This window comes from Aminobacter aminovorans, assembly GCF_900445235.1.
Classification (GTDB): domain Bacteria; phylum Pseudomonadota; class Alphaproteobacteria; order Rhizobiales; family Rhizobiaceae; genus Aminobacter; species Aminobacter aminovorans.
Window position 1 is genome coordinate 1,184,139 of record NZ_UFSM01000001.1, and the last position, 26,697, is coordinate 1,210,835.

General features: G+C 63.6%; 22 protein-coding genes and 1 pseudogene. 11 read left to right on the plus strand and 12 right to left on the minus strand.

Features of this window, described 5'->3' with window-relative positions:
* Positions 1–757: 757 nt before the first annotated feature.
* The 5 genes and pseudogenes from DY201_RS29720 to pyc all read left to right on the plus strand — a co-directional run.
* Positions 758–1,012: pseudogene (locus tag DY201_RS29720) on the plus strand (ATP-binding cassette domain-containing protein); the annotation flags it as partial.
* Positions 1,009–1,740: an ABC transporter ATP-binding protein gene (locus DY201_RS05775; RefSeq protein WP_115730384.1), complete on the plus strand. Its 732-nt coding sequence runs from the start codon at positions 1,009–1,011 to the stop codon at positions 1,738–1,740. The pseudogene DY201_RS29720 and the gene DY201_RS05775, both read left to right, overlap by 4 nt.
* An 11-nt stretch (positions 1,741–1,751) precedes the next feature.
* The gene (locus DY201_RS05780) at positions 1,752–2,099 is read left to right on the plus strand and encodes a DUF6867 family protein (protein ID WP_115730385.1); all 348 of its coding nucleotides are present in this window, start codon (positions 1,752–1,754) and stop codon (positions 2,097–2,099) included.
* 136 nt (positions 2,100–2,235) lie between these two features.
* Entirely contained in the window at positions 2,236–3,351 is a 1,116-nt protein-coding gene (locus DY201_RS05785; RefSeq protein WP_115730386.1) for a branched-chain amino acid ABC transporter substrate-binding protein, read from the plus strand.
* Between the two features lie 190 nt (positions 3,352–3,541).
* Positions 3,542–7,000: a pyruvate carboxylase gene (pyc, locus tag DY201_RS05790; RefSeq protein ID WP_115730387.1), complete on the plus strand. Its 3,459-nt coding sequence runs from the start codon at positions 3,542–3,544 to the stop codon at positions 6,998–7,000.
* 20 nt (positions 7,001–7,020) lie between these two features.
* On the opposite strand, the gene DY201_RS05795 is transcribed toward pyc, so the two are convergent.
* Positions 7,021–7,860, minus strand: a complete 840-nt coding sequence (locus DY201_RS05795; RefSeq protein ID WP_115730388.1) for an SH3 domain-containing protein — start codon at positions 7,858–7,860, stop codon at positions 7,021–7,023.
* Between the two features lie 370 nt (positions 7,861–8,230).
* Here DY201_RS05795 and DY201_RS05800 point away from each other — a divergent pair, with 370 nt between their 5' ends.
* On the plus strand, positions 8,231–9,421 hold the full coding sequence (locus tag DY201_RS05800) for an MFS transporter (RefSeq protein WP_115733613.1): 1,191 nt from the start codon (positions 8,231–8,233) through the stop codon (positions 9,419–9,421).
* On the opposite strand, the gene DY201_RS05805 is transcribed toward DY201_RS05800, so the two are convergent.
* Positions 9,400–10,293: a LysR family transcriptional regulator gene (locus DY201_RS05805; protein WP_115730389.1), complete on the minus strand. Its 894-nt coding sequence runs from the start codon at positions 10,291–10,293 to the stop codon at positions 9,400–9,402. The two genes, DY201_RS05800 and DY201_RS05805, sit on opposite strands and share 22 nt — an antisense overlap.
* A gap of 92 nt (positions 10,294–10,385) precedes the next feature.
* Between DY201_RS05805 and DY201_RS05810 the strand changes: the two genes are divergently transcribed.
* Positions 10,386–11,330: an NmrA family NAD(P)-binding protein gene (locus tag DY201_RS05810; protein WP_115730390.1), complete on the plus strand. Its 945-nt coding sequence runs from the start codon at positions 10,386–10,388 to the stop codon at positions 11,328–11,330.
* Positions 11,331–11,403: 73 nt separating this feature from the next.
* Positions 11,404–11,829 carry a hypothetical protein gene (locus tag DY201_RS05815; RefSeq protein ID WP_115730391.1) on the plus strand — a complete coding sequence of 142 codons (426 nt, stop codon included), beginning with the start codon at positions 11,404–11,406 and terminating at the stop codon, positions 11,827–11,829.
* Between the two features lie 18 nt (positions 11,830–11,847).
* Here the strand turns inward: DY201_RS05815 and DY201_RS05820 are convergent, their stop codons facing one another.
* The 6 genes from DY201_RS05820 to DY201_RS05845 form a co-directional block, all read right to left on the minus strand.
* Positions 11,848–12,006, minus strand: coding sequence for a DUF3309 family protein (locus DY201_RS05820; protein ID WP_115730392.1), 159 nt, complete (start codon positions 12,004–12,006; stop codon positions 11,848–11,850).
* A gap of 98 nt (positions 12,007–12,104) precedes the next feature.
* Positions 12,105–15,284, minus strand: coding sequence for an efflux RND transporter permease subunit (locus DY201_RS05825; protein WP_115730393.1), 3,180 nt, complete (start codon positions 15,282–15,284; stop codon positions 12,105–12,107).
* Between the two features lie 2 nt (positions 15,285–15,286).
* Complete coding sequence (locus tag DY201_RS05830) at positions 15,287–16,420, minus strand: efflux RND transporter periplasmic adaptor subunit (RefSeq protein ID WP_115730394.1); 1,134 nt, start codon at positions 16,418–16,420, stop codon at positions 15,287–15,289.
* Between the two features lie 240 nt (positions 16,421–16,660).
* The gene (locus tag DY201_RS05835) at positions 16,661–17,791 is read right to left on the minus strand and encodes a patatin-like phospholipase family protein (protein ID WP_115730395.1); all 1,131 of its coding nucleotides are present in this window, start codon (positions 17,789–17,791) and stop codon (positions 16,661–16,663) included.
* A 46-nt stretch (positions 17,792–17,837) separates the two neighbouring features.
* Complete coding sequence (locus tag DY201_RS05840) at positions 17,838–18,620, minus strand: 3-hydroxybutyrate dehydrogenase (RefSeq protein WP_115730396.1); 783 nt, start codon at positions 18,618–18,620, stop codon at positions 17,838–17,840.
* Between the two features lie 117 nt (positions 18,621–18,737).
* Complete coding sequence (locus DY201_RS05845; protein ID WP_115730397.1) at positions 18,738–19,331, minus strand: hypothetical protein; 594 nt, start codon at positions 19,329–19,331, stop codon at positions 18,738–18,740.
* Between the two features lie 174 nt (positions 19,332–19,505).
* Here DY201_RS05845 and ispG point away from each other — a divergent pair, with 174 nt between their 5' ends.
* On the plus strand, positions 19,506–20,759 hold the full coding sequence (ispG, locus tag DY201_RS05850; protein ID WP_115733614.1) for a flavodoxin-dependent (E)-4-hydroxy-3-methylbut-2-enyl-diphosphate synthase: 1,254 nt from the start codon (positions 19,506–19,508) through the stop codon (positions 20,757–20,759).
* A gap of 2 nt (positions 20,760–20,761) precedes the next feature.
* Positions 20,762–21,616 carry a lytic transglycosylase domain-containing protein gene (locus DY201_RS05855; protein ID WP_115730398.1) on the plus strand — a complete coding sequence of 285 codons (855 nt, stop codon included), beginning with the start codon at positions 20,762–20,764 and terminating at the stop codon, positions 21,614–21,616.
* A 13-nt stretch (positions 21,617–21,629) separates the two neighbouring features.
* Here the strand turns inward: DY201_RS05855 and DY201_RS05860 are convergent, their stop codons facing one another.
* The 4 genes from DY201_RS05860 to DY201_RS05875 all read right to left on the minus strand — a co-directional run bounded on the left by DY201_RS05860 (position 21,630) and on the right by DY201_RS05875 (position 25,802).
* On the minus strand, positions 21,630–22,103 hold the full coding sequence (locus DY201_RS05860) for a PTS sugar transporter subunit IIA (RefSeq protein ID WP_115730399.1): 474 nt from the start codon (positions 22,101–22,103) through the stop codon (positions 21,630–21,632).
* Between the two features lie 2 nt (positions 22,104–22,105).
* Positions 22,106–22,291, minus strand: a complete 186-nt coding sequence (locus DY201_RS05865) for a hypothetical protein (RefSeq protein WP_131922338.1) — start codon at positions 22,289–22,291, stop codon at positions 22,106–22,108.
* Positions 22,292–22,433: 142 nt separating this feature from the next.
* Complete coding sequence (locus DY201_RS05870; protein ID WP_115730401.1) at positions 22,434–24,764, minus strand: response regulator; 2,331 nt, start codon at positions 24,762–24,764, stop codon at positions 22,434–22,436.
* 120 nt (positions 24,765–24,884) lie between these two features.
* Entirely contained in the window at positions 24,885–25,802 is a 918-nt protein-coding gene (locus DY201_RS05875; RefSeq protein WP_115730402.1) for a polyprenyl synthetase family protein, read from the minus strand.
* A 128-nt stretch (positions 25,803–25,930) separates the two neighbouring features.
* On the opposite strand from DY201_RS05875, the gene mtgA reads away from it, so the two are divergent.
* On the plus strand, positions 25,931–26,641 hold the full coding sequence (mtgA, locus tag DY201_RS05880; protein WP_115733615.1) for a monofunctional biosynthetic peptidoglycan transglycosylase: 711 nt from the start codon (positions 25,931–25,933) through the stop codon (positions 26,639–26,641).
* Positions 26,642–26,697 lie beyond the last annotated feature (56 nt).

Consider the following 26,697-nt stretch of genomic DNA (forward strand, 5'->3'; position numbering starts at 1 on the left):
AGCCGCCGCGTCTGCAAGCCAGGTGGCTCCCGCCAGAAAGGCGCCGAAGGCCAAGCCTGCGGCGGCACCAGCCGTGGGATTGATGTCTGCGCCGGTCAAGCCTGCGCCCAAGGCGGCAGCCGGCAAGGCATCAGCCGCTGCCAAGGTGGTGGCAAAGGCTGAGACGAAGCCTGCGGCCAAGGCAAGCAGGCCTGCGGTCGTGAAAGAGGCGGTCAAACCCGCGGCCAAGGCAGCGCCGGCACCTGCAAAGCAAGTCGCCAGGGCGGATGCGCCGAAGGCTGCTGCCAAGACAACGACCAAGGCCCCGGCGAAGGCTGCTCCGGCAGCCAAGCCAGCCGCTGTATCGGCCAAGCCGGTTGCCAAAGCCACGACCGCTGCGAAGCCGACCGGCACGGCCACGCCGCCGGCGAAACCGGCTGCCAAGGCGACACCAGCCGCAAAACCTGCTGCCAAGACAGCAAAGGTCGTAAAGTCTGCAGGCACGGCCACGCCGGCACCAAAGGGCAGCGCCAAGCCTGCTCCGGCTGCCAAGCCAGCGGTTGCCAAAGCCGAAATGAAGACGCCGACAAAACCGGCACCAACGGCTGCGGCAAAGGCACCCGCCAAGCCGGTTGCGAAGGCTGCGGCCAAGGCTGTGGCAACACCGGCCGCCAAACCTGCGACGTCAGCGCCCAAACCGGCTGCCGCCAAGCCGGCGGCGTCCAAACCTGCCGCCGCGAAGCCCTCAGCTCCGAAGACCATCTCCAACGTACTTGCCGCTCCGCGTGGCGGCGTTGCCGACCGGCTCATCGCGATCAAGGGTATCGGGCCGGTCAACGAGAAGAAGCTCAACGAGCACGGTATCTTCCATTTCGACCAGGTGGCGGCGTGGAAGAAGTCGGACATCGCGGCGGCTGAGGCCTATCTCGCCTTTGACGGCCGCATCGAACGGGAAGACTGGGTGGGGCAGGCCAAGGCGCTGGCGCGTGAAGCGGCCAAGCCGGCGAAAGCCAAGCGCGGAGGTGGCAAGTGACGGCGGCTAAGACCTTGCTCGACATCAAAGGTGTCGAGACCTACTACGGCAACATCCGCGCCCTCAGCGGCGTCGACGTCGCTGTCAATGAAGGCGAGATCGTCGCGCTGATCGGTGCTAACGGCGCTGGCAAGTCGACGCTGATGATGACCATTTTCGGCACACCAAGGGCGCGCCGCGGCACCATCACCTTCGCCGGAACCGACATCACCGACATGCCGACGCACGAGATCGCGAGGTTGCGCATTGCGCAATCGCCCGAGGGTCGGCGCATCTTCCCGCGCATGACTGTGATGGAAAATCTGCAGATGGGCGCAAGCCTCGACAACCTCAAATACTATGATGAGGACGTCGAGAAGGTGTTCACGCTGTTTCCACGTCTCAAGGAGCGCATCGGCCAGCGCGGCGGCACGCTTTCGGGCGGAGAACAGCAGATGCTGTCGATCGGCCGCGCGCTGATGGCTCGACCCAAGCTGCTGCTGCTCGACGAGCCTTCGCTCGGTCTGGCGCCGCTGATCGTGAAGCAGATCTTCGACGCCATCCGCGAGCTCAACCGCACCCAAGGGCTGACCGTGTTCCTTGTCGAGCAGAACGCCTTCGGCGCGCTCAAGCTCGCCACCCGTGGCTACGTCATGGTCAATGGCCTGGTCACGATGAGCGGCACCGGCAAGGACCTGCTCGCCAATCCCGAGGTTCGCGCAGCCTATCTCGAAGGCGGCCGCCACTAGGAGACATCATCATGCACGGCATTCTCTACGAGGAAGCCTCGATCTGGCAGTTCCTGTTCGTCAGCTGCCTGCTGGGTGGATGGGCTGCCTGGATGACGGGACGCGCCTGCGCCCAGACCTGGCGCAGCTATCCGCAGCTCGTGCTCTACATTCTGGGGCTTGGGCTGGGTGTCCGCTTCATCCACCACGCGCTGTTCGAGGGCACCATGTTCTCGCTGCAGTACTATATCGTCGACACCATCATCCTGCTGGTGTTTGCAACGCTTGGTTATAAATACACCCGCACCAATCAGATGGTGAGGCAATACCACTGGCTCTATGAAAAGGCGTCGCCACTTTCTTGGCGCGCCAAGTCTTGAGGGGTTCCTAACGCGCCAATTCGCCAATGAATCGGCGTGACAACTGCCGGAAAATCGGCAAACTCACCTTTCTGCGATATGGGTGGGCATCGCATGAAAGAACATCCACGCTCACTCAATTAATGGGAGTGTTTCAATGAAAAAGTCACTTTTGTCGGCTGTTGCACTGACCGCGCTTGTGGCGTTCAGCGGCAGCGCATGGGCCGATATCATTGTTGGCGTCGCTGGCCCGATCACCGGCCCGAACGCAGCCTTCGGAGCACAGCTCCAGAAGGGTGCCGAGCAGGCGGTTGCCGACATCAACGCTGCAGGCGGCATCAACGGCGAGCAGATCAAGCTGGTGGTCGGCGACGACGTTTCCGATCCGAAGCAGGGCATCTCGGTCGCCAACAAGTTCGTCGCTGACGGCGTCAAGTTCGTGGTCGGCCACTTCAACTCGGGCGTCTCGATTCCGGCCTCGGAAGTCTACGCCGAGAACGGCATCCTCGAAGTCACCCCGGCAGCGACCAACCCGCAATTCACCGAGCGCGGCCTGTGGAACACCTTCCGCACCTGCGGCCGTGACGACCAGCAGGGCGCCATCGCCGGCGCATATCTGGCTGAGAAGTTCAAGGACGCCAAGATCGCGGTGATCCACGACAAGACCCCCTATGGTCAGGGTCTGGCTGACGAAACCAAGAAGGCGATGAACGCTGCCGGCCTGACCGAGGTCATGTACGAAGGCGTAAACATCGGCGACAAGGATTTCTCGGCGCTGATCGGCAAGATGAAGGAAGCCGGCGTCTCGATCATCTATTGGGGCGGCCTGCACACCGAAGCCGGCCTGATCATCCGTCAGACGGCTGACCAGGGCCTCAAGGCGAAGCTGGTTTCGGGCGATGGCATCGTTTCGAACGAACTCGCCTCGATCGCTGGTGACGCGGTTGCGGGTACCCTCAACACCTTCGGTCCCGATCCGACCCTGAACCCGACAAACAACGCGCTGGTCGAGAAGTTCCGTGCTGCCGGCTTCAACCCCGAAGCCTACACCCTCTACTCCTACGCTGCGATGCAGGTCATTGCCGAAGCTGCCAAGAAGGCCGGTTCGGTCGATCCCCAGGAAGTGGCCAAGGCGATGAAGGCCAACACTTTCCCGACCGTGCTCGGCGAGATGGGCTTCGACGAGAAGGGTGACCCGAAGCTGCCCGGCTACATCATGTATGAATGGGTCAAGGGCGACGACGGCAAGTACACCTACAAGCCGCAGAAGTAATTTCAGCACCTTTTGCTGAAACGAGATGCCCGGCGCTTTGCGCCGGGCATTTTTTTGTGCCGTGGAAAAATACCTGGCTGACCTCACGGAAATTAAATCGATTTAAGGGCGTGCGTTTTCGGTTGCACCGCAGCATTTTCCCGCTAATCATTCGCCGCCTCTTAAATATCCGGTTCCCTGGAGCGTATTCGTGCCGATCAGCAAGATCCTCGTCGCCAACCGATCAGAAATTGCCATCCGCGTCTTCCGCGCGGCCAATGAGCTGGGGCTCAAAACCGTGGCGATCTGGGCCGAAGAGGACAAATACTCGCTGCATCGCTTCAAGGCGGACGAATCCTACCAGGTTGGCCGCGGCCCCCATCTCTCCAGAGACATGGGGCCGATCGAAAGCTACCTGTCGATCGAAGAGATCATCCGGGTCGCCCGGCTGTCGGGCGCCGATGCGATCCATCCTGGCTACGGCCTGCTCTCGGAGAGCCCTGAATTCGCCGACGCCTGCGCCGAAAATGGCATCACCTTCATTGGACCCAAGCCCGAGACCATGCGTCGGCTTGGCAACAAGGTGGCGGCGCGCAACCTCGCCATCGAAGTCGGCGTGCCGGTGATCCCGGCGACCGACCCGCTGCCCGACGACATGGACGAGGTCAAGAAACTCGCCGCAGAGGTTGGCTATCCGGTCATGCTCAAGGCGTCATGGGGCGGTGGCGGCCGTGGCATGCGCGCCATCCGCAGTGAGGCCGATCTCGCCCGAGAGGTGACCGAGGGCAAGCGTGAAGCCAAGGCGGCCTTCGGCAAGGACGAGGTCTATCTCGAAAAGCTCATCGAGCGTGCCCGCCATGTCGAAGTCCAGGTGCTGGGCGACACGCATGGCAACGCCGTGCATCTGTTCGAGCGCGACTGCTCGATCCAGCGCCGAAACCAGAAGGTCGTCGAGCGCGCGCCGGCACCCTACCTCAGCGAAGAGCTTCGCCAGGAACTGTGCGGTTATGCCCTCAAGCTCGCCAGAGACACCGCCTATGTCGGCGCGGGTACGGTCGAGTTCCTGCAGGATGCCGACACTGGCAAGTTCTACTTCATCGAGGTCAACCCGCGCATCCAGGTCGAGCATACCGTCACCGAACAGGTGACCGGCATCGACATCGTCAAGGCGCAGATACATATCCTCGACGGCTTCGCCATCGGCACGCCGGAATCGGGCGTACCTGCTCAGGCGGACATCCGCCTCAACGGCCATGCCCTGCAGTGCCGCATCACGACCGAGGATCCGGAGCAGAACTTCATCCCCGATTATGGCCGCATCACCGCCTATCGCGGCGCCACCGGCTTCGGCATCCGCCTCGACGGTGGCACGGCCTATTCGGGCGCGGTCATCACCCGCTTTTACGATCCACTGCTGGAGAAGGTCACCGCTTGGGCGCCAAACCCGGTCGAGGCGATCGCCCGCATGCACCGGGCACTGCGCGAGTTCCGCATTCGCGGTGTTGCCACCAACCTGACCTTCCTCGAAGCGATCATCACGCATCCGGCCTTCCGCGACAATTCCTACACGACCAAGTTCATCGACTCGACGCCTGAGCTGTTCGCGCAGGTCAAGCGCCAGGACCGCGCCACCAAGCTGCTCAACTACCTCGCCGACGTCACCGTCAATGGCCATCCGGAGACGCGCGGCCGTGCTGCACCCAACCCGGAGGCAGCGGCACCTGTCGTGCCGTGGTTCACCGGCCCGATCCCCGACGGCACCAGACAGAAGCTCGACCAACTCGGTCCGGAAAAGTTTGCGGCCTGGATGCGGGCGCAGAAGCAGGTGCTGATCACCGACACGACGATGCGTGACGGCCACCAGTCGCTGCTGGCGACGCGGGTGCGCACCCACGACATCGCCAAGATCGCCGGTACCTATGCCCGTGCGCTGCCGCAACTTCTGTCGCTCGAATGCTGGGGCGGTGCGACATTCGACGTCGCCATGCGCTTCCTGACGGAGGATCCGTGGGAGCGCTTGTCGAAGGTTCGTCAGGCAGCGCCCAACATCCTGCTGCAGATGTTGCTGCGCGGCGCCAACGGCGTCGGCTACACCAACTATCCAGACAATGTCGTGCAGCATTTCGTCCGTCAGGCGGCATCAGGCGGAGTCGACCTGTTCCGCGTCTTCGACTGCCTGAACTGGGTCGAGAACATGCGCGTGTCGATGGATGCCGTTGGCGCCGAGGGCAAGCTCTGCGAAGCCGCGATCTGCTACACCGGCGACATTCTCGACCCGAACAGGGCGAAGTACGACCTCAAATACTACGCCAGCCTTGCCAAGGAACTTGAGGCGGCAGGCGCCCATATCATCGCCGTCAAGGACATGGCGGGCCTGCTCAAGCCGGCTGCGGCGCGCGTGCTTTTCAAGGCCCTGCGCGAGGCCACCGACCTTCCGATCCACTTCCACACCCACGACACGTCGGGCCTGTCGGCGGCGACCGTGCTGGCGGCGGTCGAGAGCGGCGTCGATGCCATTGATGCGGCAATGGATGCCTTCTCCGGCAACACCTCCCAGCCTTGCCTGGGCTCGATCGTCGAAGCCTTGCGCGGTTCGGATCGCGATCCCGGCCTTGCACCGGAGTGGATCCGCCGCATCTCGTTCTATTGGGAAGCCGTCCGCAACCAGTATGCGGCCTTCGAGAGCGACCTGAAGGGACCGGCATCCGAAGTCTACCTGCACGAAATGCCGGGCGGCCAGTTCACCAATCTCAAGGAACAGGCGCGCTCGCTCGGCCTGGAGACCCGCTGGCACGAGGTGGCGCAGGCCTATCACGACGTCAACCTGATGTTCGGCGACATCGTCAAGGTGACACCGTCGTCCAAGGTGGTCGGCGACATGGCGCTGATGATGGTCAGCCAGGAGTTGACCGTTGCTGACGTCGAGAACCCGGCCAAGGACATCGCTTTCCCGGACTCGGTGGTGTCGATGCTGCGCGGCGATCTCGGCCAGTCGCCGGGCGGTTGGCCGTCGGCACTTCAGAAGAAGGTGCTGAAGGGTGAGACGCCGATCACGGCGCGTCCCGGCTCGCTGCTCAAGCCAGCCGATCTCAAGGCAAATCGCAAGGAGATTGAAACAAAACTCGGTCGCAAGCTGTCCGAGGACGAGTTTGCCTCCTGGTTGATGTACCCGAAGGTCTTCACCGACTTCGTCGGCGCGCAGGAAAATTACGGCCCGGTCAGCGTGCTGCCGACGCCGGTCTATTTCTACGGCATGCAGCCCGAGGACGAGGTTTTCGTCGACATCGAGAAGGGCAAGACACTGGTCATCCGCTGCCTCGCTGTCGGCGACGTCGACGAGAAGGGCATGGTGACGGTGTTCTTCGAGCTCAACGGCCAGCCGCGCCGCGTCAAGGTGCCGGACCGTGCCCATGGCGCGTCTGCGTCCAAGGCACGGCGCAAGGCCGAAGCTGGCAACGACGCCCATGTCGGTGCGCCGATGCCGGGGGTCGTCTCGACGCTGGCGGTTACCGCCGGCCAGCCGATCAAGGCCGGCGACGTGCTGCTGTCCATCGAAGCGATGAAGATGGAAACGGCACTGCATGCCGAACGCGACGGCACGATTGCCGAGGTGCTGGTGCGAGCCGGCGACCAGATCGACGCCAAGGACCTTTTGATCGTCTACGGCTGAGCACGGGCAGGGTCGCGGGCTCAGAACAGCCCCTGACCCGCCTTTGCTTCTTCCGCCACGGTGCGGCGGATCAGGTTCTTGTACATGTAGCCGCGCTGGCCCTTGTAGACGACCGTGCACCAGTTGCAGTCGACCTCGGCTTCGATCTCGGCATTGGCCGGGACGACGACGATCACCTTGGCTTCGTCGGCAGGTCCGTCACGCAGGTTGGCGTATTTGACCACCTTTGCCGGGCGCAGGTCCGGAAGCGGGCCGGTGGTCGCCTGGGCGGCAGTGGCGGTTGCGCCGTCGATCATGCCGGTCTGCTGCTCAAGCATCGCCACTTCGGTTTCGGTCTCCGCCACCTGCACGTCGATCGAACCGCGCAGCCCTTCCGTCGCGATCGCCGTGGTCGCAGCCGGATCAGGCCCCTGGTCGGCTGTCGCTGAGGGCAATGGTGTTGCGATATCCTCGCCGCGCTCATCCGGGCCGATAGCTGCTGTCGGTGCGGATTTTTCGAAGCGGCCGGTTGCGGGTGCGGCGGCTGGTGCTGTCAGGAGTGGCGCCTGTGCCGGCGCTTGGGCTGCTGTAGCCGGTGCGGCTGCCGGTTGAACGGCAGCCGTTGCGATCGGCTTTACTTCCTCTGCCGTGACTTCCACGCCGGCGGTCTTGGTTTCGAGGCGCGGTGGAAGGACGGCTGCGGTCTCGATCGGGTCGGGCTCGTCGCTGCTGGTGAACCCGAAGGCGACGATGACGATCGCCAACACCGCAGCGGCGCCAAGCAAGGCGATCTCGAGCTTTGACAGATGCAGCCGGGGCAGGCGGGCGGCGATGCCGCTTAAGCTTAATATGCCGGCGCGCCGGAAGGCTGGGGTATTCATGGTACAAGACTCCACAATGGTACTACCCCGGCGACAATGCCGAAGCCGACCCCCAACCCCGATTTGGCATGCAACGCTTCGAAACGATTGCGAGCGTGGAGTGTGTTGCCCGTCCCGCCGCAGTTTCCAAGCGTCTGAGCTAGCCCAGCTATTCGACGGAATTCGGGCAATCGTTAACCTTTGTTACCGTTCTGGCCCAATGCTTGCGGCAAGAGTTGTCTTGACGTGCTTTTCAATCGATTTAAAAGTGCAGATGGAGTGATCCAGCGCGGCCGACTCGCACGGTGACCGGTCACTTTTTGAATCCGGCGATCACGGCAGGTTGAAATCGATTTCAGCTGTCCGGGAGCCGTGTTAGGAGTTGCGCTCGATGAGCACGCAAGACGCCACCCCGACATCCGCCAACGCCTCGGCCCGATGGGCCGTTGCAGCTGCATTCTTCATGAACGGCTTCATGACCGGAAGCTGGGCGCCGCAGATTCCGCTGCTGGTTACCCGGCTCGGCATCAGCGAGTTCGTGCTCGGCCTGCTGATCCTTGTGTTCGGCATTGGTGCACTGACGGCGATGCCGTTCTCCGGCTACCTGATGACCAAGCGCGGCTCGCGTCCTGTTGTGATCGGTTTCGCCTGGATCCTGGTATTCGCATTGCTGCTGGTGGCGCTGGCGCCCAACGTCTGGCTGACCGCGGTGACGATGTACATCTTCGGCGCTACGACAGGGGCCATGGATGTCGCCATGAACGCCAATGCTGTCGCGGTGGAAAAGCGGTTGTCGCGCGCGATCATGTCCTCGTCGCACGGCTTCTGGAGCCTCGGCGGCTTCGTCGGTGGCGGGCTTGGCGGCATCGCCATCCAGCAATTCGGGCATCTGCCGCACGCCATGTTCGTCACGGTTGTCGCCGCCGCCATGACCGCCTTTGCCCTGCGCTATCTGATCGAGGACAAGCCGGTTGCGCATGAGCACCGTCATTTCCGCATGCCGCGTCTTGCGGCAATCTATCTTGTCGGCCTGATGGCGCTGTTCTCGATGATCCCGGAAGGTGCCGTGCTCGACTGGGCGGCATTGTATCTCAAGCAGGAGCTCGGAGCCGACATCGCCACCGCCGGCTTTGCCTTTGCCGCCTTCTCCGGCATCATGGCGCTGATGCGGTTCCTGGGCGACGGCGTACGCAACCGCTTCGGCGCGGTCAACACCCTGCGCGTCTCGGCGCTGGTCGCCGCTGCCGGCATGCTGGCGGCAGGCCTCGCCCCCAATCCGTGGATTGCCATCGCTGCCTTTGCGATGTGCGGACTGGGTGTCGCCAACATGGTGCCGATCGCCTTTTCCGCCGCCGGCAACCAGCCTGGCGTGGTGCCGAACATCGGCATGAGTGTCGTCACCACGATGGGCTATTCAGGCATCCTGGTGGCGCCGTCGGCTATCGGCTTCGTCGCCGGCCATACCGGTTTCGCGCCGGTTTTCGTCACACTGTCGGGATTGCTGCTTGTGGTGTCGGTGATGGCCGGCCTTGCCCGCCATGCAGACTTCAGGGCCGTGGCTCAAACGGCGCCGGCGGAATAGCGCTTCAGCTCTTCGTTCAGGAAGTCGGCGACGCGGCGGATGCGGACGCTTGCGCGCACGTCGCGATGCATGGCGAGCCAGACCGGCAGCACAGGCAATGGCAGGTCGGGCAGGACGATCTCCAGCCCGGGCTCGCGACGGATCAGCGGCGACTGGGCCACGCCTATGCCGTTGCCGGCCCGCACGGCTTCCCAGAGCACGATGTGGTTGTCGGAGCGGAAGCGAAAGGCATGCCGCGTCATTTCAGGGTAGAACCTTTCAAGGCCGCGGATCATCTCGTCGCTGCGGTCGAAGCCGATCAGGTGGTGCTGCTGCAAATCCTCCGGATGCTGCGGCCGGCCGCGGCGATCTAGATAGGTCGAGGTCGCACACATGTGTAGCGCGATGTCGGTGACCTTGCGGGCCACCAGTTCGTTCTGGGCCGGCTGCACCATGCGGATCGCGATGTCGGCGTCGCGGCGCAAAAGGTTCTCGACCTGGTTGGATGCGACGACCTCAACCTCGATGCCGGGCTCTTCCACTCCAAGGCGCGCCAGCATCGCAGGCAGGACATGGGCGGCCACCATTTCACTCGCCGCGATCCGGACGGTGCCTTCAATCGCTTCCACCGCGCCCAGGGCGAGCCGCGCAAATGAAATTGCCTGTTCGCTGACGGCGCGGCCTCGCTCGAACAGCAGGCTGCCGGCCTCCGTCAGCAGATAGCCTTGGCGGCCGCGCCGGAACAGCGTGACGTCGAGCGCCTGTTCGAGCTCGGATATATGACGGCCGAGCGTCGGCTGGCTGGAGCCCAAGCTGCGCGCGGCCGCCGACAGGCTGCCGGTTTCGGCGACTGCTACAAAGCTGCGGATCAAGTTCCAGTCGAGCTCATTCATATTCAAAATTGAATATCGATTTGCCACTTCCAGTCAATTTATTTCCCGAAATGAATGGACGACATTGCGGTCACACAACAAGAGTGACTGACATGACCAAGATCGCAATATTGGGTGCCCGCGGCCGGCTCGGCCGCGCCGTCGCCAAGGCCTTTCTCGATGCCGGCTACGAGGTGAGGGCCATCACCCGCGACGGCAAGCTGCCCACTGAACTGCTCGGTGCGGAGGCGTTCGCTGCCGATGCGCTCGACCGACAGTCGCTTGTCGCCGCCACCGGCGGGATAGATATCGTCTTCAACGGTCTGAGCCCCGTCTACTCGGACTGGAGCTCGGTGCTGCCGATGGCCGAAAATGTGATGGCTGCGTGCCACGCCAACGGCGCGCTGCACATGGCAGCAGGCACCGTCTACAATTTCGGCTCGCCAATGCCCGCTGTCATATCAGAGGACACGCCGCAGCGACCGACGACCGAGAAAGGTCGCATCCGGACGGAGCAGGAGCAGCTTTACCGGCGCGAGGCCGATGCCGGCCGGGTTCGCACTGTCCTGCTGAGGGCCGGCGACTTCTTCGGCGGCAAGGGCACCGGCTCCTGGTTCGACCTGGTGATCGCGTCCAAGCTGACCAAGGGTGTCTACACCGCGCCTGGTCCCGTCGAACTGGTGCACGCCTGGGCCTACTTGCCCGATCTCGCCAGGACATTCGTGGCGCTGGCTGAAAAGCGTGGTGAACTCGGCGCTTATGAGAGCTTCAACCTTCCCGGCCATTCCCTGACCGATCTCGAGATCAAGGCGGCGATGGAGCGGGTCATGGGCCGCAAGCTCAAGCTTGCCAGCATGCCGTGGTGGGTGCTGCGCGCCGGCAGCCCGTTCGTTGCGATGTGGAAAGCGATCGTGTCGATGTCTTACCTGCGCTTCGAACCCCATCAGCTGGTCTCGACACGGCTGGAGACGATGCTGGGGCAAATCCCGCACACGCCGCTTGATGAAGCGGTGAAAGGCGCGCTCGACGATCTCGATTTTGCTCTCCTCCAGGCTTGAGGCGGCGGCCTGAGACCTTTCGGCTTCCAGGCGTTGACAGTGCATGGGATAGTTGACGTCTGGAGGGCATTGGATGAGCGCGTTGACCGGTATCGCCCTGATGCTTTCAGCGCAGTTCGCAGCAACGCCGGCCTTGTCCGATGCGCTTGCCGACAGCCGGGACCTGCATGACATGATCTCGGCCCGGTCAGCCGTACTCGAAAGCCTGATCGAGAAAGTGGACGACGCCATCCAAACCGCAGCCGATATCGAGCGGCTTGTCTACGCGCCGAGCTCGAAGGGCGAGAAGGCCTGGACCCTCAAGGCCATGGATACAGGCGGCACCGACAATCCCTACAGGAAGTACACGGTCTGCCTCGAGGCGTCGTCCGGCTTCAATGCCTATGTCACGGATATCCAGCATGCATTGCGGACCGGGATGGCCGTGCCCCAAATCCCGGCCCAGCGTGATTATCGCAAGGGGTTGGCGACCTGTGCAGGCTTGCTCCAGGCGCCATAGCGGGTGTCCGGGGACGGCTCAGACCCGGCCCATCAACATCAGTACCAGCAGCACCACCAGCAGGATGCCGACGATACCCGATGGGCCGTATCCCCATCCGCGCGAGTGCGGCCAGGCCGGGATGGCGCCGAGCAGGATCAGGATGAGGATGATGATGAGCAGCGTTGAAATTGTCATGGTTCATGCCTCGAATGCTTGTGTTTCATCGAGGCAGAAACGCAAAAGGCCGCCCGGTTGTTCCTGGGCGGCCTTTCATGCACTCTTGCTTGGTCCGTCTATTCCGCAGCCTTGGGGAAGGCGACTGCCGGTTGCTCGGGACCCGGCGCGGGGGTTACGCCGGCCTCGGTCTTGTCCTTCCTGCCAAAGCGGAACAGCTTGCTCAGCCAGCCGCGCTGGCCGGGCTTGCGCTTGTCGCGGGTGAACACCATCAGCATGGCGGGCGTCACCACCAGCGTCAGCACGGTGGCAAACGACAGGCCGAAGACGATCGCCGAGGAGAGCGCGATCCACCACTGGGTCGACGGCGCGTTGATCGTCGTCTCGTGGTGGAAGATCTCCAGGCCGAGCCCGAAGGCGATCGGCATGACGCCAAGGATGGCGGACAGTGCGGTCAGCACCACCGGACGCGCGCGTTCGCGGCAGGTCTGCAGCACCGCGTCGAGCTTGTTCCAACCTTCATCGCGCAGCCGATCATAGGTGTCGATCAGCACGATGTTGTTGTTCACCACCACGCCGGCCAGTGCGATGAAGCCGATGCCCGACATGACGATGACGAAGGTCTGGCCGGTCAAGAGCATGCCGAGGAGCGCGCCGATCACCGCCATGACAACGCAGGACAACACCAGGAGCACGCTGGTGAACTTGTTGAACTGCGCCAGCAGCACGATGAAGATCAGGAAGATCGCGGCACCGAACGCGTTGCTGAGGAAGGCAGCCGCCTCGGCGCTGTCTTCGTTCGAACCGGCGAGTTTCCAGTCGACACCCGGCTTGGCGATTTCGCCAACGGTCTTGGCCACCGCTGCCTGCACTTCAGCCACCTGGAATCCGCCTGCCACATTGGCCTGGATGGTGATGGTGCGCTTGCTGTCGATACGCTTCAGGACGCCAGCGGTCGCTTCCGGCTTGCGCGAGACGAAGTTCGAGATGGGGACCGACCCCTGTGCCGTCTCGATGCGCAGTTCGTCGAGCGCCGACAGCGTGCGGCGGTCCTCAGGCAGGCGCAGGCGGATATCGACCGCGTCATCCGTGCCCGCAGGGCGATAGTCGGTCAGTTTCAGGCCCGTGGTTACGAGCTGAACCACGGTCCCGACCGAAGTCGGGCTGACACCGAACTGCGCGGCCTTGGAGCGATCGACCTCAAGCGCCCAGTCGACACCTGGAGGCGGCAGGCCGTCGGAAAGATCGATGACGCCGGGGACCTTGGCTACGGCTGCAGCCACGACCTTGGCATAGTCGTTGAGCCCTGTCGGGTCCGTCGCCGAAAGCTGCACCTGGATGGCCTTGCCGGTCGGCGGGCCAGCGTCCGGAACGCGCACCTCGACATCGACGCCTGGAATGCCGGCCATCGCGACGCGCAAGTCTTCGAGGATCTTGTGTGCGGATTGGCGCTCGCGCCAGTCGATGAACTCGTAGTTGATGACGCCGACGACGTCTTCCGGAACGTCCTCGCCGCCACGCGTCTTTCCGACCTTGGTCAGCACCGACTTGATGCCGGGCCAGCCGATGATCCTGTCCTCGGCGATGCGAGTCGCCGCGTCCATCTCTTCAAGCGAGAGGTTGCCGCGGGCATGGACGTAGAGCAGGCCGTAGTCCGGCTCGACCGACGGGAAAAACTCGACGCCGTTGCCGAACTTCACATAGGAATACAGCCCGCCGCCCAGCAGCAGCAAGGTCAGCATGATGGCGGTGATCGGGTAGACCACGGCCTTCTTGACGACCGCCATGTAGAGGCCGTCGCGGTTCTCTTCCTCGCCATGAAGAGGTGCCTTGCCGATGATGGCGCCGATCGCCGGCGCGAAGATCAGCGCGTAGGCCATCGAGGCGGCAAGGGTGACGATCAGCGTGATCGGCAGGTACTTCATGAAGTCGCCGACGATGCCCGGCCAGAACAGCAGCGGCGAGAAGGCGGCGATGCGGGTCAGCGTCGCGGCAATGACCGGTCCGGCCATGCGCTTGGCTGCTTCCTCGAAGGCCTGCTCCTTTGGCATGCCTTCCGACATGCGGCGCTCTGCATATTCGGTGACGATGATCGCGTCGTCGACGAGCATGCCAACCGCCAGAATGAGCGAGAACAGCACGATCATGTTGATCGTGTAGCCCATCAAGGCAAGTAGCAGGATGCCGATCAGGAACGAAGACGGGATCGCCAGTCCGATCAGCATCGAGGCGCGCCCCGAAAGCGCATAGAGAATGACGATGAAGACCAGGATGACGGCAATCATCACGTGGTTCTGCAGGTCGTTGAGCAGCTGGTTGACGAAGACCGACTTGTCCTGGGTATAGGTCACCTGCAGGTCGGGCAGCGCCTGCTTGCTCTTTGCCACGAACTCTTCGGCGACCTTCTTCGAGCCTTCGATGGTCTCGACGACGTTGGCGCCAATGCGCTTCTTGACCGCCAGCGTGATCGCCGGCCGGCCATCGATGCGCGCGATCGTCTCGGCGTCCTTGAAGGTCGAGCGGACGGTGGCGACGTCGCGAACCCGGACGACGGCATTCGGGCCGGCCACGACAGGCAGGTTTGCGACGTCCTCCGGCGTTTCGATCAACGACGGCACCTTCACCGCGTACTTGCCTTCCGCTCCCTCGATGGTACCGGCGGCGACGAGACTGTTCGATGCGCCGACGCCCTGGATGAGCTGGTCGAGCTGCAGGCCGTAGGAGGACAGCTTCACCGGGTCGACGATCGCCTCGACAAGCTCGTCACGAGATCCCTGGATCTCGGCCTCGAGCACGCCAGGCACCTCTTCGATCCGGTCGCGCAGGTCCTTGGCGGCAGCGGTCAGCGCACGTTCCGGGATTTCGCCGGACAGTGTGATGAACACGACCGGAAATTCGGACAGGTTCACCTCGTTGACCGTTGGTTCCTCGACGCCCGCAGGCAGGTCGCGCTTGGCGTCCTGCACCTTGTTGCGCGTGTCGATCAAGGCGTCGCCGAGATCCACCGACGGGTCGAATTCGACGATGACGTTGGCGCCGCCCTGATAGGCGTTCGACTTCATCTCCTTGAGCCCCTTCAGGCTCTTGAGCTGGGACTCGACGGGACGAAGCAGCAGGCGCTCTGCGTCCTCAGGGGAAATGCCCTGATAGACGAGGCTGACATACATGATTGGAATGGCGACGTCCGGCTCGGCCTCCTTGGGCACGGCGCGGTAGGCAAGCGCCCCCGCGATGACCAGGAAGAGCAGGACCGAAAGGGTCAGTCGCGCATTGCGGATCGCAAGCTTGACGATATCCATTGTTACTGTGTCCCGGCCGCGCTTTCAGCGAGTTTCTTGAGGGCCGCCTCATCGGCGACCTGGGCCTGCACTTCGTCGCCTTCCTTGACCAGGTCCTGGCCGGCGATGATGACCTTGGCGCCGGCGGGAATGCCACCGAGAACGAGGCCCTTCTGGGTGTCGTCGACCAGGTCGATCGGGTAGAACACCACCTTCGAGGCCGCGTCGATGGCGCGGATACCGAGGTCGCCGTTCTTGCCCAGCGTTACCACCGAGCGGGGCAACACCACCGCATCGGTCGGGTTGGCGCGGACAGTGATCTCCGCCGTCATGCCAGCCGGAATCGCGTTGTCATGGTTCGGGACCGCGATCTCGATCGGAAAAGTGCGCGTCTTGGCGGTGGCGTCGCGGCTGATGTAGCGAACCTTGCCCTTGACCACTTCGCCGTTGATGAGGCTGACATCGGCCTCGTCGCCGATCTTGACGTAGCGCAGGTCGCGCTCGCTGATCTCACCCTTGGCGAGGATCGGGTCTAGGCTCAGGATGGTGGCAACCTCGCCGCCCTGGGCGACCGACGAGCCAAGCTCCACCGAGACGCGATCGACGACGCCGTTGAACGGAGCCTTGACCTGGTTGCGCGACAGCTCAGATTCGGATGCCTGGAGCTGCGACTGCGCAGTCTGGTAGTTGGACCATGCAATGTCGCCGGTCAGCTTGGCCGCAGAGCCTGCCTTGGTGAGCTTCTGCGCTGCTTCCCATTCGGCTTTGCGCTGCGACAGCACCGCCTTGGCCGTTTCGACGGCCGCGGCTTTCTCTTCGGCGTCCAGCATCAGGATCAGGTCACCCTGCTTGATGTGGTCGCCCTGCTTGACCGGCAGTTCGGCAATGATGCCGGCCGCACGAGTGGCAAGCGTAGCGCGCTTCTCTGCTTCGGTCTGGCCGGAAATGCGGATGGCGCGGGCGTGTTCGACGCGTGGGGGCGCGACAACCATGACAGTGCGCAGCGGCGCCTTTGGTTGTTCTGCGGCCTGGGCAGGTTTTTCGTCGGGTTGGGTCTGAGCGCTGCCCACCGAAGAGAATTCGCCAGTGCCCATCCACGCAGCAAATGCCACGAGCACGACCAAGGCTGCAAGCTTATGGAACCTAATCTTCGACATTGTCGTATCCGTTAAGGACGGTTGCGGCTACCGCCATCTTGCCTGGCGCGTCGCCCCGATATGGTGGCGCGCAATACCGCATTCAATCCGCCGCGGGGGCAAAGTGGCGGAAGGGCGTCTTCTACATCAAATGCAGTTCGCAAAATAGTGATAAAAAAGAATGGAAACATCCTCCTGACAAAACTGGCAGGAGGAGTCAGCACGGTGCGGTTGCCGCGCCGGAAGGCCGGATCTCGCGGGCTAGTTGTGATGACGAACGGCAGCCGGCTTGGCTCTTGTGGCCAGAAACTCGCGCACACGGCGTCCGACAGAGGGGCCGTGCAGCGGCTTGAAGCCGTCGTCGAGTTGCCCGGATAGGTCGAGCGTCGCGTTGGTGCCGACCGAATCAAAGTTGTCTTCGAGCCAGTCGCTTGCCGCGGTGCGGCCAAGGTCGCGCAAGTATTCGAGGAACGCCCATTCGGCATTGACCTTCGACGACGCCGAAAGATCCTTGAAAGCCTCGTCGGCATCGATGCGGTGCATTCGGATGTCGCGGAACTCGCCATGCGGCAAGCGCCCGGCGGCGATCAGCTCCTTGATGAAGGCGATGGCACGGAATTCGCGCAGCAGCCCGGCGTTGAAGGTGATCTCGTCGATGCGGTTCTGGATCTCGTTGGCGGTCTTCGGCCTCTGCTCGCGGATGACAGGGTTGATCTGGACGAGCAGCACATCCTCAGTGCCATTGGCCTTGAAGAACGGGTAGATCGCCGGATTGCCGCCATAACCGCCATCCCAGTAGGGCACCCCGTTGATCTCGACGGCCTGGAAGATCTGCGGCAGGCAGGCCGAGGCCATCACCGTGTCGAGGTCGATCTCGCCGTCGCTGAACACCCGCAACTGTCCGGTCTCGACATTGGTCGCCGAGATGAACAGGTCGATGTCCTTGCAGGCACGGACATTGGCGAAGTCGATCTCTTCGGCGACGACGTCGCGCAGCGGGTTGAGGTTCAACGGGTTGGCGACATAGGGCGACAAAACCCGCGACATGGTGTCGAACCAGATGTAGCCGGGCGTGTTCTCGATCGACCAGTTACCCCACAGCACATCCCAGGGCGAACGCTGCACCGGGCTGAAGCGGCCCTTGCGGGCTACCGCCCGCCAGAATTCCGCGAGCTTGGCGCGTGCGCCGTCGGCGCCGCCGCGCACCCAGCCGTCGGCAAGCGCCACCGCGTTCATCGCGCCTGCGCTGGTGCCGGAGACGGCCTTGATGTCGAGGCGGCCGTCCTCCAGCAGACGGTCGAGCACGCCCCAGGAGAAGGCTCCATGCGAGCCGCCGCCCTGTAGTGCTACGTTGATCGGCTTGTTCTCCTCCGCCGTGCCGTTTCCAGTCATGGCGTCATGGTCCTTTGAATATGGGATATGTCCGCCCGGTGGGGCTTCACTGGGCGGTCCAGCCGCCATCCACCGAGATGTGCGTGCCGTTGATCTGGCTTGCTGCCGGGGAAGCGAGGAAGACGGCAGTCGCTGCGATCTGCTCGACGGTCACGAACTCCTTGGTCGGCTGGCGGTCGAGCATGACCTCGCGGATCACCGTCTCGCGGTCCATGTTGTGCGCCTTCATCTGGTCGGGGATCTGCGCTTCGACCAGCGGGGTCAGCACGTAGCCGGGGCAGATGGCGTTGCAGGTGATCTTGTCGCGCGCGACTTCCAGCGCCACCGTCTTGGTCAGGCCCATGATGCCGTGCTTGGCCGAGACATAGGCCGACTTGTAGGCCGAGGCGACGAGGCCATGGGCGGAGGCGATGTTGATGATGCGGCCGCCACCGCCTTTCTTCATCAGCGGGATCGCGGCTGCAGAGGTGTGAAAAGCCGATGTCAGGTTGATGGCGATGATCGCGTCCCACTTCTCGATCGGAAAGTCCTCGACCGCAGCGACATGCTGGATGCCGGCATTGTTGACCAACACGTCGACGGAGCCGAACTCCTCGGCGGTCTTGGCGACCAGCGCCCGGCACTCTGCCGCCTTCGACATGTCAGCCTTGATGTAGACGACTTCGGCCTTGTGTTCCTTGGCCAGCCGCTCGGCGATGGCATGGTCGGCCGGCGTGTCGGAGAAGGAGTTGATGACGACGTTCATGCCGTCGCGGGCAAAAGCCTCGGCGATGGCGAGGCCGATGCCGGAAGTCGAGCCGGTAACGATGGCGGTCCTGGTTGCGGGCATTCAGGAAAATCCTTCGGAATCTCTATGGTGCGATGCAGCATATACGCGCTGTGCGACGCAAAAGAAGCACCGCTGTCGCAAAGTTTCGTGAAATTGTGGCGTGAGGACCGCGCTTTTCTACCAGTCGTCGTAGGCGGGGCACTCCGATGCCGGGAGCTTCGACAGCAGGAAACGTTTGTCGTCGACGCCGGAAGACAGCTCGACCCCGCCGTCTTCGTCCTGGTCGCAATCTGACGTCATGCGCAACCGGCCGAGCGTCTCGAGATCGACGAGGATCTTGCCGTCGCCGCTGTGTTTGACCATCACGCCGCCGCCGTCGCAATCGACGCCGCAGAAGATCGACTTGCCGTCGTCGCCGGGCCTGCATTCGCCCATCGCACTGAGCGGCTTCGGCTGTTTGTGGCCGCGCAGCCTAGCCAGGACTTCGAAATAGAAGTTGCGCTGGCCATTCGGCGCAAATTCGTCCGGATCATGGATGTAGTAGGCGATCCGGAACTGCATCTCCGTCACCTGCTGCTTCGGGTGCGCCTTGAGGTGCGCCGCATCGTAGACGCGACTGAAACAGGCGCGGGCGCCGGCTTCGGGCGGGATGAAGTTGGCGAGTTCGCCCTCCTTGCCGGGTTCGATTGCCTGGGCGCGGGCTTCGGCGCAAACTAGTAGCGCCGACAGGGCGAGAAGCGGCAAGACGGGACTGCGGAGCGATGCTGCCATGAAATCCCCCGTGGATGTCAGTCCACACTACAGCATCGGCCGTCGTTGTTCATCTCGCTGCTTGCAGTCAGGTTAACGCCGCCCTTGGCGGGCGCGACCACCTGCGATATTGACATCGCGCGCAGCGCGCGCCACCTCAGGCGCGGATACCTCGAGCTTCAAGAAGGCCGTCCGATGACCGGCTACTTTTCGTCCCCATTTCCCCGCCGCAAGTCGGTCGGCGTCAGCGTCGGCGGCGTGATCGTTGGTGGCGAAGCGCCGGTCGTCGTGCAGTCGATGACCAACACCGACACGGCCGACATCGACAAGACTGTCGCCCAGGTCGCAGCGCTTCATCGGGCCGGCTCGGAAATCGTGCGCATCACCGTCGATCGCGACGAAAGTGCCGCCGCCGTTCCACATATCCGCGACCGTCTCGCCCGCCTCGGCATCAACGTGCCGCTAGTCGGCGACTTTCATTATATCGGCCACAAGCTGCTTGCCGACCATCCCGCCTGCGCCGAGGCGCTTGCCAAATACCGCATCAATCCGGGCAATGTCGGATTCAAGGAAAAGAAGGACAAGCAGTTCGCCGACATCGTCGAGATGGCGATCCGCTACGACAAGCCGGTGCGCATCGGCGTCAACTGGGGTTCGCTCGACCAGGATCTTTTGACCCGGCTGATGGACGAGAACCAGGCGAACGGATCGCCCCTCACCGCCAGCCAGGTGATGCACGAGGCCATCGTGAAGTCGGCGCTGATCTCGGCGGATCTCGCCGAAGAAATCGGGCTGCCGCGCGAAAACATCATCCTGTCGGCCAAGGTCAGCGGTGTGCAGGACCTGATCGCCGTCTACACCATGCTTGCCGCCCGCTCCAACCACGCGCTGCATCTCGGCCTGACCGAAGCCGGCATGGGCTCGAAAGGCATCGTCGCCTCCTCGGCGGCGATGGGCATCCTGTTGCAGCAGGGTATCGGCGACACCATCCGCATTTCGCTGACGCCCGAGCCCAATGGCGACCGGACCCGGGAGGTCCAGGTGTCGCAGGAACTGCTGCAGACCATGGGCTTCCGCCAGTTCGTGCCGATCGTCGCCGCATGCCCGGGCTGCGGCCGCACCACCTCGACGGTGTTCCAGGAATTGGCCCAGAACATCCAGGACGATCTTCGCAAGAACATGCCCGTCTGGCGAGAGAAGTATCCCGGCGTCGAAATGCTGAAGGTCGCGGTGATGGGCTGCATCGTCAACGGCCCAGGCGAATCCAAGCATGCCGACATTGGCATATCCTTGCCTGGCACCGGCGAGACGCCTACGGCCCCCGTGTTCATCGACGGCAAGAAGGCGGCGACGCTGCGCGGACCTGCCATTGCCGCCGATTTCGAGAAGATGGTCGCCGACTATATCGAGCAGCGTTTCGGTCGGGGCGGCCAGGCGGCAGCTGAATAGGGATGCGGAACCTGTCGAGGGCAGCTCTGGCTTTCCTCGTTTTGCTGGCCCTGTGTGCGCCTGCACTGGCCGATCCGCCGCGGTCGCCGAAAAAGGCCCATGCCGCGCGCGTCTGCGAGCTCATCGACACTCATGCCCGGCGCCACGGCCTGCCCAGTGAGTTCTTCGCCCGGCTGATCTGGAAGGAAAGCCGCTTCGATCCGAACGCGGTGAGCCCGGCGGGTGCTGAAGGCATAGCCCAGTTCATGCCGGGAACCGCCGCGATGCGCGGCCTCGCCAATCCGTTCGACATGGAGCAGGCGATCCCGGCTTCAGCACGCTATCTCGGCGAACTCAAGACCGGCTTCGGTAATCTCGGTCTCGCCGCCGCTGCCTACAATGCCGGCGAGAACCGCGTCGCGCGCTGGCTCTCGTCAGGCGGCTTCCTGCCGCTCGAAACCGAGGATTATGTGCTCGCCATCATGGGCGAGCCGGCCGACAACTTTGCCGACAAGGCCCATGCCGGAACGAACCGGCCGCTTGATCCAACGATGTCCTTTGCCGCTGCCTGCCAGAACCTCAGGGTCATCATGTCCCAGACCATCGCAATGGCGAGCGTGCATGTGAAACCCTGGGGCATCCAGGTCGCTGGCAACTTCCGCCGGTCCGCGGCGATCAGGCAGTGGCAGCGGCTCGAGGGACGTTTTCCGAAACTGCTGTCATCGCATGAACCCGTCGTCAGCCGGGTGCGCACACCGATCGGCCGGCGTGGCATCTATGCCGTGCGCATCGGTGCTGACGATCGCAGCGAAGCAGGCCAGATATGCCAGAGCCTGCGCAGCATCGGCGGCTCCTGCATTGTGGTCAGGAACCGCTGACGTCCGGCCTTGTTCAGGCCGCAGCCGAACTCTTGAGCGGCGGTTGAGCCGTGAGCAGGCGATATGCCGTTGCGGCATCGTCAGCCTGCCGCAGGCGCGCCGGCACTTCGACGTCACGCAGCCGGCGGGCGATCTTTGCCAGTACGTTGAGATGTTCCTGCGGCGAGGCCTCGGGCAACAGCAGCAGCACGACAAGATCGACGTCGCGGTCGTCGATGGCCTCGAACGGGCAGGGCGCTGCAAGCCGCGCAAATGCGCCATATGGCCTTTGCAGTCCGCGCACCTTCGCATGGGCGATCGCGACGCCCTGGCCAAGCCCGGTCGAGCCGAGCTTTTCCCTGGCTGCAAGCACCGAACTGATCTCGGCGGCCGGACAGCCGGTGCGCCACGCTGCATGGGCTGCAAGCGCTTTGAGCAGCCGCGTCTTGCTCTCCGGCCGGAGGTCGAGGACCACGTCCTCGACCGAAATCACGTCCGAGATTTCCATAGTCAGCTTGAAAGCATGGTGGCCAGCGCCAGGCCACCCAGCAGCACGCCGGTCACAAAGAACAGGCGGGTGAACATGAAGGGTTCGGTCTGGCCCTTGACCAGCTTGCCGTCATTGGCGGCATCACGGCGCGTGGGCTCAACGGTCCGTGCGCTGACGAACCGATCGGGCATCTGGGTACGAAGCATTTTCTTACTTCCTTGTTGTTCGCGCTGGAGCGGCGAGGTCGCCATCCTCCGGTCGCGTCAGGAAGGTAAAATTCATCGCATCAGGATTCGAGAGAGGCGGACACCCCAAGAAATAAAGAAGTCATAGGGATCCCGGCGGCATTTATGCCGACTGCACCATTTCGACGCTCTCGCTCAGCCAGGTGCCGATCTTGGCACCGAGCTTGTCGGGAGAAACCGGCTTGGGCAGGTAATCGTCCATGCCGGCTTCGATGCATTTCTCACGGTCGCCTTTCAAGGCATGCGCGGTGACGCCGATGATCGGTGTTCGGCTACCATTGGCCGCCTCCTCAGTACGGATGGCGCGTGTCGCCTCGTAGCCGTTCATCTCCGGCATCGAAACGTCCATCAGGATCAGCTTCGGCTTGAAGGTGCGGTACATCTCCACGGCCGTGCGGCCGTTGCCGGCTATGCGATGGCTGAGGCCAAGTCCGGAGAGGATCTGGCCGAAGACGAGCTGGTTGACCTCGTTGTCCTCGGCCACTAGGACGTCGAGCCCGTTGCTCTGCAGAACCGCCGGCTCCGGATGCGCAAGTGCGGTGGCGGGGCCGCGAATGACGGTGAAGGCCGGTGGCGGTGCGTGGCGGACAGGCTCGCGTACGAATTCGGTTCGGCCCGCCTGTGAACGCGCCTTCTGCACCGCGGCGATCACCGTGCCGAGCAGCACCGCCGAGCGGGCGGGTTTGGTCAGGTGTGCCGCGATGCCGAAATCGAGCACCATGCGGGAGAAATCGATCTGGTCGACGGAGGTCAGCAGCACCACCGGGATCGATGAGATGCGGCTGTCGGCGGCGATCGCCTTGGCGACATCGGCGCCGTTCATGCCAGGCATCTGGTAGTCGAGTATGACGCAGTCGACGCTGGCGCCGAGCTGGGCGGCGCGGTCCAGGAAGGCCAGGCCGATGGCGCCGCTTTCGGCGGCGGCGCAGTCAAAGCCCCAGCTCTTCAGCTGCTCGATAAGGATTTCGCGGTTGACCGGGTTATCGTCGATGACCAGCACGCGTGCGCCGGTGACGTCGACCGGCACGACGCTGCTTGCCTGCTGTGCTTCATAGACGGGCAGCATGGCGGTGAACCAGAACACCGAACCCTTGCCGATCTCGCTTTCGACGCCGATACGGCCGCCCATCAGGTCGACGAGGCGGGCAGCGATGGCAAGGCCGAGGCCGGTGCCTTCATGGCGGCGCGTCGAGCTGCCGTCGACCTGGGCGAACTTCTCGAACACGCTCTGCAGTTTGTCGGCGGGGATGCCGATACCGGTGTCCTCGACGCGGATGCTGAGCGCCACGGTCCCATCGACGATCTCGCCGGTGACGTCGACAAGAACATGGCCGCGCTCGGTGAACTTCACCGCATTTCCGAGCATGTTGGTGACGATCTGGCGGAAGCGCCCGACGTCGCCGGTCACGTGGCTGGGCAGGCGCGGGTCGATGCGGACGATGAGCTCCAGGTTCTTTTCGGCCACCCGGGCCGAGATCAGGGTCGCGACATCCTCGACCGCCTCGCCGAGATGGAACGGTGCAGGATCGAGCGTCAGCTGGCCTGCGTTGATCTTGGAGAAGTCGAGTACGTCGTTGATGATCGTCAGAAGGGCGTTGCCCGATTTCACGATGACTTCGGTGAAGGTCTTCTGGCGCGGCGTCAGATCGGTTCGCGCCAGAAGCTCGGCCATGCCGAGCACGCCGTTCATCGGCGTTCGGATCTCGTGACTCATATTGGCAAGGAATTCCGACTTGGCACGGTCCGCCGCCTCGGCTTTCGAGAGGGAAGCGGCACTTTCGGCAAATGCCTTGCGGATGGCGTGTTCCATCGGGCGGAAGACCCATGCCGCGACGCCGCCGATGACCAATACCAGAAGTGCCGCCGCTGTCGTCAGAAGCCGGTCGCTGCGGGTCTCGGCGTAACGCCGTTCGTTCTCCATGGCGGCCGTGGCGCGCAGCAGCATCGGCTGGGCAAACAGGTCGTTCTGGTTGCGGATCTCGCGGTAGCTCCATTCGTCGGAAGTCTGCGCACTGGCCAGCGCGTCGAGGTTGTGGGTGATGTCGCGTGCGGACCAGAACAGATCGCCATTGACGGAAGCGCTGTCGAGCTCGCGTACGGATCTGTCGGACAGGCTCGGGCGTATGGTGTCGATCGCGTTGGTCAGGTGGCTGATGCGGGCGTCGAGCCGGACCGCATGATTGCGGGCGGCCGCGGCCAGCGCTTCCTGTGTTTCCGGCCGCCAAGCGGCATTCGTCGTTTCGGCGAAACTGCTGGCGTTGCGCAATTCGCGCGAAAACAGCTGCAGTTCGGCGGCAATGGCATCGACGTCGCGGCGATAGGTGTTGCCCTGGCTGAAGGCCAACATGACGGCGATGGACGTCAGTGCGAAGATCAGGAGACCCGAAAGGTATCTGATCCGTATCGAACGGATGAAGGACGAGTGCTCCGGCATGCGCAACCCCAAACACATACGCACAGTTCTACGGAGCCGGAATAGACACCATTAACATTAAGAGTTTCTGACCCGCACAACTTGTCCGCGAGATTGTTGGTTGCCCGCCGACAGTAGAGATCAGCTATTGCGCTCGGCGACGAAACTTGCGGCAGCCTTGAGCATGATTGCACGCTCGCCGAAGGGGTCGAGCAAGTCATGCGCCTGGTTGACCAGGCCGACGAGCTGGGAGCGGGCCCAATCGGGGCCGTGCAGCGACACCAGTGTCGCCTTGCCGGCGGCGGCGTCCTTGCCGGTGGCCTTGCCCATTGTCTCGGCGTCGGCGGTGAGGTCCAGCAGGTCGTCGGCGAGCTGGAAGGCAAGCCCGATCGCCGAGCCAAATTCGGCCAGCCTTTCGCGCTCGTCGGCCGGGGCGCCGGCGATGACGGCGCCTGCCTCGCAGGCGAAGCGGATCAGCGCGCCTGTCTTCATTGCCTGCAGCCGGATGATGCCAGTCTCGCCGGGTTTGTTGCGTTCGGCGTCGAGATCGAGCGCCTGGCCGCCGACCATGCCGCCGGGACCGGCAGCGCGGGAGAGCGCCAGCACCAGTGCGGCGCGGCGATCCGCCGGCAGCGGCGTCGCCTCATCGGCAATGATGTCGAAGGCAAAGGTCAACAGGCCGTCGCCGGCAAGGATAGCGGTCGCCTCGTCGAAAGCCTTGTGCACCGTCGGCTGGCCGCGGCGCAGGTCGTCATCGTCCATCGCCGGCAGGTCGTCGTGGATCAGTGAATAGCAATGTACGCATTCGAGTGCCGCGGCGACGCGCAGCGCGGCCTCGCCGTCGGCCTCGAACAGGGCGGCACTTTCCAGAACCAGGAAGGGACGCAGCCGCTTGCCGCCATTGAGCACGCCGTGGCGCATCGCGGCCATCAGATGCCCGGGGCGCGCGATCTCGCCGGACAAAGGGCTTTCGCCGAGCAGGTGGCGCAACTGCGCTTCAACGGCCTCGGCGCGGATGCGCAGGAAGGTTTCGAACATGATATCGCTATCGATCGTCATGGCGGCGAGCGGTAGCCGACAGTCAGACGTTGCGCAAGAAGCCAAGCGCCTTTATGCCAAAAGGCTGACAAGGCAGGGCGGACGGGTTGTCGGAACCGATCATAGAGCCGGAAACCGAAAGGCTGGACATGGCAGCAGCGCGACGCGGGATATTCTCGCGCGGTAGCCTGCGCCGCTGGGTGCGACTCGGCGCGCTTATTGCTGCGGTCATGATCGCGCTGCCGGTGGTGCTGACCATCCTCTACCTTCCTCCCGTCGTCCGTCCCATTTCGACGCTGATGATCAAGGACGTCGTCACACTGCAAGGCTATGACCGCCAGTGGGTACCGCTCGACGACATCGCGCCCGTCATGGCGCATTCCGTCATCATGTCGGAGGATGGGCAGTTCTGTTTCCACAAGGGCATCGACCTTGGTGAGCTCAGAGGCGTGATCAACGACGCGCTCGAAGGCGAGGCCACCCGAGGCGCCTCGACGATTCCGATGCAGACGGTGAAGAACCTCTATCTGTGGAATGGCCGCTCTTTCCTGCGCAAAGTGGTCGAGTTGCCGCTGGCGATCTATTTCGATGCGCTGATGCCCAAAAGGCGGATCATGGAAATCTATCTCAACATCGCCGAATGGGGCCCCAACATCTACGGCGTCGAGGCGGCGTCGCAGCATTATTTCGGCAAGCCGGCCAGCCAGCTTTCGCGTCGCCAGGCAGCGCTTCTGGCAGTCACCTTGCCCAATCCCGCGGCGCGCAATCCGGCCAAGCCGGGACCCGGGCTCAGGCGGCTCGCATCGGTCATCGAGCGCCGCGCCACCAAGGCCGGCGCCTATGTGCAGTGCCTCAATTAGGTTAGCTGTCGCAGGGCCGAAAAAAGAGTCGCTTCGGGCTGGTCAAGCCGGCTTTC